This window comes from Nocardia concava NBRC 100430 (assembly GCF_000308815.1).
Lineage (GTDB): Bacteria > Actinomycetota > Actinomycetes > Mycobacteriales > Mycobacteriaceae > Nocardia > Nocardia concava.
In genome coordinates, this window is the sequence record NZ_BAFX01000061.1 from 66,290 (window position 1) to 78,592 (window position 12,303).

Consider the following 12,303-nt stretch of genomic DNA (forward strand, 5'->3'; position numbering starts at 1 on the left):
GAATTCGGTCAGCTCCCGATCACCCGATACAGCCGCCAGTCCGGCTGACCGGCACCGTCATTGGGGATCTCCAGCTCCAAGGTGGCGATCTGCGCGCCGTTCTCGTACATGGTCGGGTAGCGGCGGTTCACCGCGTCGGAGGTGCCGCGGCCGCTATTCGGCACCGACAGAATGTATTTCACGCCGCGTTCCAGGGGGTGGTTCAGGGTATGCACGAAGTCGCGGTCGGAGGGGATGACGAAGCGATCCGGGTGTTTCGAGGCGATCTGCACCGCGAAGCCGTAGACGGTGTCCATGACGATGGAATCGCGCGGCAGGTTCATGGCGTCGATATGGTCGGCCAGGCGGCGTTCGGCGGCGAAGGTGTAGGCGATGTGCTCGGCGTCGAGGTATTTGTCGCTCGTATCCTCCGGGTCCGGGAAGAGCACCGCGCGTAATGCGTACTCCTGCACGGCCATCAGCTGGCTGTTCATGCCGCGCGCCGTGACCGGCAGCGAGACGACGAGCAGCAGGCCCGCCAGGGTGGCCCCGACGGCGCCGGTCACTCGACCGCGAGCGGCGCGCCTCGGGGGAGTGGCCGGATCGGGAGTGCCGCGCTCCTCCGCGCTCGCGAACGCCCCCAGCCTGCGACTGGGCACGACGCCCCGCGCCGGTGCGATAGTCAATGCCAGGATCGCGGTCAGCGGAATCACCGCCACATAGAACCTCAGGAACGCGAAGGTGGAACCGCTTGCGTAACTGAGCATCTGGAACCCGAGCACCGACCCGCACAGCAGCATCGGCACCAGCGGTGTCAGCTCGCGCCGCCGGATGGCCAGCGCCCCGGCGATCGGCAGCAGCAGCGGCAGCGCGGGCGCGAGGATGAGCATCGCCCCGATCGAGTACTGCGCGGCCGCGAGCGGATGGTGCGGGGCGCTCGCCCCCTCCTGCGCCAGGATCGCCGAATTGCCGTACTGCGAGGTGAACTGCTGGAACCCCTGCCCGGTAATGAGCCAGCTGGTGCCCGCCCACACCACGAACGCCAGCGCGACCGGGGCCGCGACCAGCACCAGATCCATTGCCGCACCGCTGAATCGATATTGCGCCGAGCGCCGCCGGTAATAGCTGAGCGCGAACACGAACACCCCCGCGGTGGCGGCGGGCGCCAGCGCGTCATATCGGGTCAGATAGCCCAGCCCCAGCGCGATCCCGCAGGCCACCAGATCGTGCACCCCGTCCGTGGTCACCCAGCGCATGAGCCGTCGCACCGCCCAGCACAGGCAGAACAGGAACAGCGCCTCGCTCATCCCGTTGCCGCCGTAGAACACCACCATCGGATTCAGCGCGAACACGGCGGTGACCAAGGCGCACAACCACACCGGCACACCGCGATCGCGGCCGATGCCCCACACCATGACCACCGCCCCGGCCATGAACAGCGCGGTCATCACCACACCCGAGAGCCCCCACCGGGTAATCGCCGGAACCCAGCGCCCGAGCGCCACGAACGGCAACTGCGCCAGCGCGGTCAGCGGAGTGAACACGAACCCGATGGCCGACAGATGCGGATCCCGGCTGAACAGCGCCGATTCCGTGGCCGAGACGCGACTGAGCGCATCGCCCATCAGATAGCCGCGCCCGGCGGTGAGGTACCCGCCCGTGATCACGTACAGCAGCGTCGAAGCGGCGAAGATCGCGCGCGGCACCCGGTCCATGCTCACTCGGCCGCCTCCGTGGACGTGCCCAGCCCGTGAAATGTCTTCTCCCAGTAAGACGGATTCCGGATCAGCTGCCAGCAGCCCTTGGTCGCGGCGATGGCCATCAACAGCCAGTACGCGGGCGAGAGCAGACACGCCACCAGCAGATCGGGGCGGCCGTTCTCGCGGCACGCGATCAGATTCATGTACACCGTCGTGGCATTGCCGAGCACCAGCGCGACGAGCGCCGGGAAGTACACCGCGGCCGGGAACACCTCCTCGATGATCTGCGGCTGACCGAAGATCCAGGTCAGGGTGACGAACCAGAACAGCAGATTCAGGCAGGCGATGATCGGCGTGCCCGCCAGGAACAGCGTGAACCGCAGGAACGCGATCGGCCCGATCTTGCGCCACAACTGGACCGGCCGCCGGGCGTGCACCAGCCAGCTCTGCAAATAGCCCTTGTACCAACGGGATCGCTGCCGGATCCAGTTGATCGGATCCGGATTGGCCTCCTCCAGCGTGGTCGAATCGATGACGGCCGTGGAGTAGCCGCGCGCCGCGATACGCACCCCCAGGTCCGCGTCCTCGGTGACGTTGTACGGATCCCACGCGCCGATCGCGGTGAGCACATTGCGCCGGAAGTGATTCGAGGTGCCGCCCAGCGGAATCGGCGCGCTGCTGCGCATCAGTCCCGGCAGCAGAAACCCGAACCAGAGCCCGTAATCCATGGTGAACCAGGCCGTGAGCAGATTCTGCCGGGCATTGTGGAACGCCAGCTTCGCCTGGATGCACACCACCGAGCGCGGCAGCTCCTCGAAAGCGGCGACCACCCGGCGCAATTGGAGCGGATCCGGGATGTCCTCGGCGTCGTAGATGGTGACGATATCGCCGGTCGCGGCATGCAGTCCGTAATTGCACGCCTTCGGTTTGGTGCGCGGGTCGGCGGCGGGCACCAGCACGATGGTGATGTGTTCGCTTCCGGCGGAACCGATTCCGGCGGCATGCGCGGCCTCGATGGTCGGGGTGTCGTCCTGCTCGAGCAGCAGCAGTGCCTGCAACCGGTCGCGCGGGTAGTCCAGGCCGTTGAGCGCCGCGATGAGATCGCCGACCACCTCGGGCTCACCGTAGGCCGGGACCAGGATGGTGTAGGGCGGCAGCCGATCCTCCGGAAACGCCCGGGCACGCTCGTCGTCGACATGCAGGATGGCGTCGCGCGGCATACCCCGCGCGAAGATCAGCACCCGGTCCACCAGGACCGCGGTATAGCCGAGCGTGCACGCCGCGACCAGGACGATCAGGGTCCATCGCGGCGCGAACACCGCGCACACCACCGCGACCGCGACGCCCGCGAGCAGCGTATTGCGTTGCCAGGGTAGGAAAGCCACCGCGGCGGAGGCCATCGGGTCGGTCTCGCGCAGCCCTTGCACGGCCGCGTGCAGGGCCCGCGCGCGCTCGGATTCCGTGGCGAGGCCGGGCAGTTCGGCGGTCATCCGCCGACTCCGATCCGGACGATCTCCCGGGCCACGAGGGTGAGCATGTCGCGGTCCTTGTACTCCGATTCCGCGTCGTCCTTCTCCGATTCCGGATCGAGGCTCACCGCATTGCCGCGCAGGATCTGATGCAGCAGGTTCTCGGTATTGCGCGCTACCGAGGGTTGGGGCTGGGGGAATTCCGCGTCCGGCAGGTGGTTGTCGGCGGAGATGAGGCTGACGAGTTCCGCGCCGTCCCGGCCGCGCCAGCGCCAGCTCAACCAGGTCCAGCTCAGCAGCCGCCGATCGTCGACCACGGTGTTGAGCCGCCCGGTGATGCCGTGGCCCAGGTCGATCCGGATCGGCGGGCTGATGCGCGGCTGGATGAGCGAGTACAGCGTGAACTGCGGATGCCGCTCGAGATGGTTGGGGTTGGACGAACGCGCGAAGTCGACCACCATCCGGCGGCGACGGGATTCCTTGTCCCAGTCGGGGTTACCGCGCAGCGCCACCATGGAACGGCGCGTCCACGAGGTGCCCGGTCCGAAGAAGCGCGGGGCCCAGGGATATTCGCGCTCGCTGAATACCTGCCAGCCGGGCGGCACCGCGGGCGCGTCCGCGATCATCAGCGCGGCGAACTCTGGATAGTCGACGCCGTATTCGTGCGGGATCGGAATCGGTGCGATCAAGGCCGTGGCCACCACCGCCGTCGCCAGCGCGGCGCGCGAATGCGCCGCCGTGAGCGGGCGCACCGGCCGGTCCAGCGGCTTCATCGTCGACCAGTTCCGATGGTTCAGATACATGATCGTCGTCGACAGGTACACCGCCAGAATGGTCGGCACCGCCTGATACGCCAGCGGCGACGCGCTCGGGAACCAGCGCCACAGCACCACCAGCGCGACCGCACCCAGCGCGAGGGTGAGGACCGCGGCCACCAGCGCTCGCCTCCAGGTACGGCCGGCCCCGATCGCCGCGGCCGCCGCCCCGAGCAGCAAGGTGACGACGCCGTCGGCGACCTCGCTGCCGCCCAGGGCGGCGACCAGCTCACGGTAGGGCGAGGGGAACGCCGCGAGCAGCAGCAGCCAAGCCGGCCAGAACCGGAACACCGGCCGCAGCCCGAACGCCAGGATGCTCACGCTCATCATGAACAGCGGGGCCGCGACCAGATCCCAATGCAGGACCTCGTATTGGTAGGGGTAGCGCAAGACCAGCAGACCGAGCAGCGCAGCCGTCAGCGCCAGCCCGATCAACCCCACGATGATGTCGGTCTGCCGGTCGTAGATGGGCAGCTCGTCGCGGTGCCGCAGGGCGATCCCGATCGCCGCGAAGACCGCGACCACGGCCAGCACGAAGACATAGCCGATATCGGAGTCGTGCCGCAGGTCGCCGATCAGCTCGAGCCAGGTGTAGCCGAACGCGACCAGCGTGCACAGCAGCACCACCATGAGACGCACCATGGTGCGCCACCCCACCCCGTCCCACAGGTGACGGGCCCGGGCCTGGGCCTCCAGGCTCGCGGTCACGCTCATGTCAGCGAGAACGCTTGCGCGGCAACAGGATCACCAGCGCGGCGAGCAAGCCGACCGCCAGCACGACTGCGCCCGCCAACGCGAGGCGGGCGGCCACCGGGATGGGGGAGTCGCTCTTGTCCGTCGCCGCGATCTGCTCGGCGAGCCCGGCGGCTGGATCGAAGAACTCCGGATCCCGATCGCCGGCCTGCAGCAGCACCGGACCGGAGAGGCGGAAGGACCGATCCGGGTCCGCCAGCAGCCAATTCAGCAGGCGGTCCAGGTGTTCGGGCGCCTGGGTCGAGGTGCCGACCACCACCATGCGCTTACCGGTCCAGGTGGCCTGGAGTGAACCGAACGAGAGCGGCGGCCGCAGCTCGATCTTCGTCTCCAGGTCGGCGTCGTCGCCGTAGACGATCAGGGTGTCGCCGCTGCGGTCCAGCGGCAGCACGATCGAACCCGGGACGCCGCCGTTGGTCGCCACCAGCACGGCCGGTTGGTCACTGCCCGCCGCGGTGTCGAAGGACACCAGCTCGGGCCGCAGCGGCACTGCGGTCAGCCGCTGCACCGCCACCAGAATCTGGGTGGCGCGCACGGTATCGGCGAAACCGGGCGTCTGCAGGCCCACCTGCACTTGCGGCAGCAGCGCCTGTGGCACCGCGCCCAGTCCGCCGGGCACCGGCGGCCGCGCCGCGTCGCTCTGCACCTCGCCGTCGGGCTCGATGGTCAGCGTGACCGGCTGCTCCAACCCGCACCCGTGGGTCAGACCGGCCTGCTGCAAGGTCACCGACACCGTCGTGAACCGCGACAGCAGCTCGTTGGGAATACTGACCCACTGGTCGAATCGTCCCGAGGGATCGACCGGCCACGCCGCGATCTGACGGTCGCCGACGGTCACGGCGAGCTGGCCGTTGAGGGTCTCCGGCAGCGGAGTGTGGTTGCCGTGCAGGTTCACCCGGACATTGCGGGACGGGCGGCCCAGCCGGGTCATATCCAGGGTGAAGTTCACCCGGACGTATCCGACGGCGGTGGCGCTGAGCTGGCTCTGGCCGAGCGCGGCAAGCGATATCGAATCCGGCGCGAGCTGCGGGACGGACGGAACACCCAGTGCCACCGCCGAACCGGCCATGGCCGCACGGGCCAGATCGCTGGTGATCAGGCGGATCTGGATGGGCAGCGACTTCTCGTCACCGGAGATGGTCAACGCGGGCGCGGGTCCGCCGGTGATCCGCAACCCGGGATCGGAGCCCTCACGGATCACCACCTGCCGCTCCAGGAAAGCCGGGGGATGGTCGGGAACCGTTGCGCCCGAATCGATCCGGCGCACCTCCACCGCGACCGGCTGATTGGTGTAGCGGGCGGCGGCAGCCGTGCTCAGGGCGAGCACCGCGGCGCTCTCGGTCCGCGAGGGGCTCGACGGGAGGTACACGGTGAGCTTCTGCAGCACCGGCGGCAGGAACTCGGCCACGGTGCTCGGCTGCTGTTCCTCGCCGAAGTAGGTGACCGCCGCGTCGCCGAGGGTCAGCGGCTGTCCCAACCAGTCATCGGGGCAGATGCCGGGTTCGGGCGAGAGCGCGGAGGTCAGCGTCACCGCGACCGTATTGCCCCGAACCTCCGCGCCCGCCAACGAGATCCGGATGGGGGCGCGCGGATCCCGGGGCAGCTCCACCCGATCCAGCAGCCGCTGCGCCGAACGAGCCTCCAGGGTTCCCCGCGCCAGCTGCGGCGGCAGCTGCACCGTGCCGGTGAGCGCGGCCGGTGTCAGCCCGGGCAGGATCGGCAGGGTCAGCGAGACCTCGTGCGACCGGCCCGGGAACAGCACGCTCTTGCCGAAACCCAAGCCCGCCAGGGGAATCGAGTGATCGCCCGGATCGGCCGTGGCCGATGTCGGAGCGGCGATCGGCGCCAGCGTGGCCACCAGCAGGGTGAGCAGGACAGCACGCACTCTCATGAATGGTCTCCTGTGTGGGCCGAGCGTGACGGTGTCAGAGCCAGGTGGGGTCGCCGAAAACCGCTCCGCTGTCATCGGTTTCGGCGGATTTGGCGTAGATGTAGGTGTACTGGCGGATGGAAACCGGTCCGGCGCACTGGTTCACGGCGATATGGAAATCGCGAATGATGATCTGCACCTGCTTGCCCGGAATCAGGTCTTTGTCCGCGACCGCGAGGTCCTTCACCTCGCCGGGGGCGAGGTTGATGCTCATGGGCACCTGGATATTGGGCCCGATCAGCGTGAGCGAGGGTGTGGGCAGCTGCGCGGTGGGCACGTAGACCTGGGGGATCACGCCGAGGTTGCCGGTGGGCAGGGTGACCGAGCAGCCGACGTGATAGCCGGTCTTGAGCTGGCCGCCCGCGATACCGTCTACCCGGGCGTAGGACATATTGCTGACCATGGCTTCGCGGGTGGTGCCCACTTGGTTCAGGGGCGCGATGCGGTTGACGAACTCGTCGCGGTTGCCGACGGTGAAGCTGCCGAAGGTGGATTGGTAGGTCCGCTCGTGCGGGGCGAGCGTCACGATATCGGCGCGCGCGGGGGGTGTGCAGCACAGCGCGGCCCCGAGAGACAACAGCAGAACGCCGAGGGTGGACAGCCGCATGCGGATCAAGTTAATAGATAAACCGCATAAATCGCCCGAAAGACACGAACAGACTGGTCTGAATTAGCCGAATGGAGACCGGAGATCAGCGGCGGATCATGCCGAGGACCCAGCGCAGCGCCGCGACGGTCGCGCCGCCCAGGATCGCGGCCTGGACCGAACCGGTGATGAGCGCGAGCATCAGGCAGACCACGACACCGGCGAACAAGGCTTCCAGCTTGTAGACCGGCCACGCCGTTCCGGCGATATCCACGGTGGGACGCGCGGCAACCCGCTCGGTGTCCGTAGGGTGAACCACTGCCATACGGTCAGGGTAGACGGCGACCCAAAGTTCGGGCAACCGAACTTGCTGTCGGGAACAACACACGAACCGGAGCGGTTGAGCACGTCATGCCACTAAACGGAGAGTACGAACCCAGCACGTCCGGATGGGCTCGCGAACAGGCCGAACAGTACGACGACTCCAATGGCGCCGAGGGGCACGAACTGCGCGGCGTGCCGATCATCCTGCTCACCACCCGCGGCAACAAGTCCGGCAAACTCCGCAAGACCCCGCTCATGCGCGTCGAGCACAACGGCGAATACGCCGCGGTCGCCTCGCTGGGCGGCGCTCCCAAGCATCCGGTCTGGTACTGGAACATCAAGGCCGATCCGCACGTCGAGCTCCGCGACCGCGACCAGGTCCGCGACTACGACGCCCGCGAGGTCACCGGCGACGAGAAGGCTCTGTGGTGGAAGCGTGCCACCGAGGTCTGGCCGGACTACGACGAGTACCAGAAGAAGACCACCCGCGAGATCCCCGTCTTCGTCCTGACGCCCCGCCCCTGAATCTCGCCCGCCGCGGCGCCGGGAAGCGCGACGGTCGATAAGAAGATGCCCCGGTCACGTTGTGACCGGGGCATCTTCGCGGTTGTACACCTACCGGATCACCGGTGTTGCCGCGTCATGCGGGGCGAGGCCTCAGGGCAGGATCTGCGGCACGACGTCCGGGGCGACCGCACCGGTGACCGCGCCGACGACGCCGCCGACGACCGCGCCGTTGAGCGCCGCGCTGCCCACCGCGGCCGAGCCGATGCCAGGGACGATGATGGCCGGCAGGGAGAGGATCGCGCCCGAGGCGGCGCCGATGCCGGCGCCCGCGGCGGCGCCGTTGGCCAGCGGATCGTGGTTCTGGGCGTCGGGGTTGGTGGCGACCGGCTGCAGATCCAGGGGTGCGGCGGAGGCGGTCGCGGTGCCCGCGGCGATACCGGCCGTGATGGCGGCTGCGGTCAGCGTAATGGCAACGGGCTTACGGAAATTCATCAGGCTTGTGGCTTTCTGGTTGATTCTCGGGTAGAGCAAGCGAATCGACGTTAGCTATCGATTTGCGCTGGTCGCAAAGCGGAGCGGGGACCTCCCCGCCTCAACCTGAACATTCGTCCAGCTCGGCGCGGGGTTGCGAGTTCAATCACGTCCGGCGCTTGGCAAATAAGGTCGAACCCGGCCCTTTTCGGCTCCGAGCGCAGGTCGCCGCATGCCCCCGGCTAGCATGTTCGGGTGTCTGATCCGCTTGCTGTAGCAACGAAGGTGTCCGGTCCGCTGCCCGAACTGACGGCGGATGAGATCGACGCGGCTGCCAAGCGAATTTCGGAGATTATCGAGCCGACGCCGCTGCAACGGATTCCGCGGCTGTCGGCGCTGACCGGGGCCGAGGTCTACCTCAAGCGCGAGGACCTCACCGCCGTCCGCTCCTACAAGCTGCGCGGCGCCTACAACCTCATGGTGCAGCTCACCGAGGCCGAGAAGGCCGCCGGCGTGGTCACCGCCAGCGCCGGAAACCACGCCCAGGGCGTGGCTTTCGCGTGCAAGGCGATGGGCGTGCGGGGCCGCATCTACGTGCCGACCACCACCCCGAAGCAGAAGCGCGACCGAATCCGCGTGCACGGCGGCGAGTTCGTGCAGCTCATCGCCATCGGCGATACCTACGACGCGGCCGCCGCGGCCGCCGCCGACGATGTGGCACGCACCGGGGCCACCATGGTCCCGCCCTTCGACGATCCGCGCACCGCGGCCGGGCAGGGCACCATCGCCGCGGAGTTCCTCGAACAGCTCGGCAGCCAGCCCGATCTGGTGGTGGTCCCGGTCGGCGGCGGTGGCTGCCTCGCCGGCATCGCGACCTACCTGCGCGAGCGCGCGCCACAGACCGCGATCCTGGCGGCCGAGCCCACGGGCGCGGCGTCCATGACCGCGGCGCTGGTGGCCGGGGGGCCGGTGACGCTGCCCGAGATCGATCCCTTCGTCGACGGCGCGGCCGTGCGCCGGGTCGGCGCGGTCGGGTATCAGGCGGTGGTGCGCTTCGGCGGGCAGGTCCGCTCGCACGCCTCGCTGCCCTTACTGACCAGCACCGAAACCCGTTCGGGCGCAGGCTCTTTCCGCATGATGCACGTGGACGAGGGCGCGATCTGCACGGCCATGCTGGAGCTGTACCAGAACGAGGGCATCGTCGCCGAGCCCGCGGGCGCGCTCGCGGCGGCGGCATTGCGCGAGGTCGAGGTGGAGCCGGGCTCGACGGTGGTGGTGCTGCTCTCCGGCGGCAACAACGACGTCTCCCGCTACGGCGAGGTCATCGAGCGCTCACTGGTGCATCAGGGGCTGAAACACTATTTCCTGGTGGACTTTCCGCAGGAGCCCGGCGCGCTGCGCCGCTTCCTGGACGAGGTCCTGGGCCCCGATGACGACATCACGCTGTTCGAGTACGTCAAGCGCAACAACCGGGAGACCGGGGCCGCGCTGGTCGGCATCGAGCTGGGTGCGCCGGACGGGCTCGAGTCGCTGCTCAAGCGCATGGACGAGGCCCCGATCCAGTGCGAGCGCCTGGATCCGAACTCACCCGCGTACCGCTACCTGACCTAGCTCTCGTCATCCCAGCATGTTTTTGGCTGGGATCCATACCCCGGGTGTGGATTCCGGCCAAAAGCACGCCGGAATGACGGGGGTGATGTCGTTGCCCCAGTTGGGGATTCACGCGTGCAGCAGATATCCGGCCGCGGAAGTATGGATGATCTGCGGCTCGCCGAGCTTGCGGTCCAGCCGCGTGATCATCTCGTCGACGGTCGCGGTCGAGCCGGGATTGTCGCTGCAGAACGCGGCGATCTCGGCCGGGGTGACCAGGGTGCCCGCCCGCGCGGCCAGCAGTTCCAGCGCGCAGAATTCGCGGGTGGTCATGGTCAGCAGGATGCCGCTGCGCCGGACCCGGCGGCGAATGCGGTCCACCACCAGGTCGCCGATGGTGAGTACCGGCGTCGGCTGCGGCCGGCTCAGGGAGGACAGCGCCAGCACCCGCGCGGCCAGCTCGCTCAGCGAGAACGGCTTGGCCAGGTAGTCGTCCGCGCCGCCCGCGTAGCTCTCGCTGCGATCGGTGGCGCTCTCGCGGGCGGTGATCAACAATGCGGGTGTGCGATCACCCGATTCCCGTTGCCGCCGAACCAGATCCAGTCCGTCGCCGTCGGGTAGCCCGCGGTCCACGATGAGGCAGTCGTAGAGTCGCGCACCGCACTGCTCGCCGGCCTCGCCGAGATTGCGGGTCAGATCGACGTGGAATCCGGCGCTGCGCAGTCCGTCCGCGACGCGTGCGCCCAGCTGCTCGTCGTCCTCACACACCAGGACCCATACGCTGCGGGCGCTCACTCCATCGTCGGACATGAAACCACGGTGCCACATGGATCGTGAACGATTCATGAGCGATCGCCGAGCGACCGGGAAGTGTTAACGCCGGGCGGGCGGGTACTTGTGGGGGCACGTGCGCGGGTTAACGAGCGCGCGGCGGGGCCGGGATAAACGGGTAGTTCACTACGCGTGAAACCGAATGGTCAGAACGGGAGGCTGGCATTCATGAAAAGGCTGGTGGTGTGCTGTGACGGCACGTGGAAAGCCGAGTCGAGCACGACGGTGTCGAACATCGTCAAGATCGCCGAGACGGTGCGGCTGACCGGAGCGGACCGGGAGGGGAAGTCCGTAGGTCAGCGCGTGTTCTACGTGTCGGGGCCCGGCTCACGGGGATTCATGTCGGACCGAGTGCTGGGCGGGGCCTTCGGGCTCGGCCTCGAGGCCAATCTGTCGGCGGCCTACTGGCAGTTGGCGCTGAACTGGGAGCCCGGGGACGAGATCTACATCTTCGGGTTCAGCCGGGGCGCATACACCGCGCGCAGTCTGGCGGGGATGATCAACCGGCTCGGAATCCTGAAGTACGACGCCATGATTCACGGCATGTACCCCAGGGCGCTCGAGATCTACAAGACCCGCAAGGCGCATCCGGACGATCCGGATCCGGTGGAGTGGGACGAGTTCCGCGACGAGTACTGCTACGCGCAGCGGCCGACGATCAACTTCCTGGGCGTGTTCGACACCGTCGGCGCGATGGGCGTGCCCGGGCTGACGTCGTGGAAGCATCGCTTCCACGACGTGCGGCTGGGTCCCATCGTGCTGTGTGCGCGGCAGGCGCTCGCGATCGATGAGCGGCGCCGGGAATTCGCGCCGTGCCTGTGGGAGGTGCCCGCCGAGCAGAAGGAACTGCACCGCCGCTCCGACCGGGTGAAGCAGGTCTGGTTCGAGGGCGTGCACAGCGATATCGGCGGCGGCTACGCGGATTGCGGGCTGTCCGATATCACCCTGCGCTGGATGATTGCCGAGGCCGAGGCGGAGGGGTTGAGCTTCGACCACGACCGTCTCGACACGCTGCTGCGCGACTGCCCGTTCGACGCCACGCACCTGCACGATTCGCTCAGCCCCGCATTCCGGGTGCTGAATCTGGTTCGCCTGGCGCTGACTTGGCGCAATCCGCGCTTCTACTGGGATTCCTGGCGCAAGCTGCTGCAGCCGGGCGACGAGGGCAGCTACCTGGCCTCGACCGTCCCGGACCGAAAGGGCTACCGCCCGGCCAATATTCGCCGGTGGTGCGAGGACGGCGAGCGCCCGGTGCCGCCGGAACTCATCGAGCCCGTCGAACTGGTTCCACTCCCGGATGTCCGGGTGCTCACGAGCTGATCGCCATGTTGCTCTCCTCTTACCGGAC

Annotated in this window: 11 protein-coding genes; 3 read left to right on the plus strand and 8 right to left on the minus strand. The window is 68.3% G+C overall.

Annotated features, from left to right (window positions below; all coding sequences use genetic code 11):
• Window positions 1-8 precede the first annotated feature (8 nt).
• The 6 genes from ON43_RS12300 to ON43_RS12325 all read right to left on the minus strand — a co-directional run bounded on the left by ON43_RS12300 (window position 9) and on the right by ON43_RS12325 (window position 7,557).
• Window positions 9-1,694 (minus strand): ArnT family glycosyltransferase, encoded by a 1,686-nt coding sequence (locus ON43_RS12300; protein ID WP_086007933.1) that lies wholly within the window; start codon window positions 1,692-1,694, stop codon window positions 9-11.
• 2 nt (window positions 1,695-1,696) lie between these two features.
• The gene (locus tag ON43_RS12305) at window positions 1,697-3,169 is read right to left on the minus strand and encodes a glycosyltransferase (protein WP_040807005.1); all 1,473 of its coding nucleotides are present in this window, start codon (window positions 3,167-3,169) and stop codon (window positions 1,697-1,699) included.
• Window positions 3,166-4,677 (minus strand): hypothetical protein, encoded by a 1,512-nt coding sequence (locus tag ON43_RS12310; protein WP_051178318.1) that lies wholly within the window; start codon window positions 4,675-4,677, stop codon window positions 3,166-3,168. Before ON43_RS12310 ends, ON43_RS12305 begins: the two co-directional genes overlap by 4 nt.
• A 1-nt stretch (window position 4,678) precedes the next feature.
• On the minus strand, window positions 4,679-6,607 hold the full coding sequence (locus ON43_RS12315) for a hypothetical protein (RefSeq protein ID WP_040807007.1): 1,929 nt from the start codon (window positions 6,605-6,607) through the stop codon (window positions 4,679-4,681).
• 34 nt (window positions 6,608-6,641) lie between these two features.
• A complete protein-coding gene (locus ON43_RS12320) occupies window positions 6,642-7,253 on the minus strand; it encodes an MspA family porin (protein ID WP_083913351.1) in 612 nt (203 codons plus the stop codon).
• 85 nt (window positions 7,254-7,338) lie between these two features.
• The gene (locus ON43_RS12325; RefSeq protein WP_040807008.1) at window positions 7,339-7,557 is read right to left on the minus strand and encodes a hypothetical protein; all 219 of its coding nucleotides are present in this window, start codon (window positions 7,555-7,557) and stop codon (window positions 7,339-7,341) included.
• 86 nt (window positions 7,558-7,643) lie between these two features.
• On the opposite strand from ON43_RS12325, the gene ON43_RS12330 reads away from it, so the two are divergent.
• Entirely contained in the window at window positions 7,644-8,081 is a 438-nt protein-coding gene (locus ON43_RS12330) for a nitroreductase family deazaflavin-dependent oxidoreductase (RefSeq protein ID WP_040807009.1), read from the plus strand.
• 132 nt (window positions 8,082-8,213) lie between these two features.
• Here ON43_RS12330 and ON43_RS44350 read toward each other — a convergent pair whose 3' ends face one another.
• Complete coding sequence (locus ON43_RS44350) at window positions 8,214-8,555, minus strand: hypothetical protein (RefSeq protein ID WP_157514010.1); 342 nt, start codon at window positions 8,553-8,555, stop codon at window positions 8,214-8,216.
• A gap of 234 nt (window positions 8,556-8,789) precedes the next feature.
• Here ON43_RS44350 and ilvA point away from each other — a divergent pair, with 234 nt between their 5' ends.
• Window positions 8,790-10,145, plus strand: coding sequence for a threonine ammonia-lyase IlvA (gene ilvA / locus ON43_RS12340; protein WP_051178321.1), 1,356 nt, complete (start codon window positions 8,790-8,792; stop codon window positions 10,143-10,145).
• Between the two features lie 108 nt (window positions 10,146-10,253).
• Here the strand turns inward: ilvA and ON43_RS12345 are convergent, their stop codons facing one another.
• Window positions 10,254-10,934 carry a response regulator transcription factor gene (locus ON43_RS12345; RefSeq protein ID WP_040807107.1) on the minus strand — a complete coding sequence of 227 codons (681 nt, stop codon included), beginning with the start codon at window positions 10,932-10,934 and terminating at the stop codon, window positions 10,254-10,256.
• 189 nt (window positions 10,935-11,123) lie between these two features.
• Between ON43_RS12345 and ON43_RS12350 the strand changes: the two genes are divergently transcribed.
• On the plus strand, window positions 11,124-12,275 hold the full coding sequence (locus ON43_RS12350) for a T6SS phospholipase effector Tle1-like catalytic domain-containing protein (protein ID WP_040807015.1): 1,152 nt from the start codon (window positions 11,124-11,126) through the stop codon (window positions 12,273-12,275).
• Window positions 12,276-12,303: the final 28 nt, after the last annotated feature.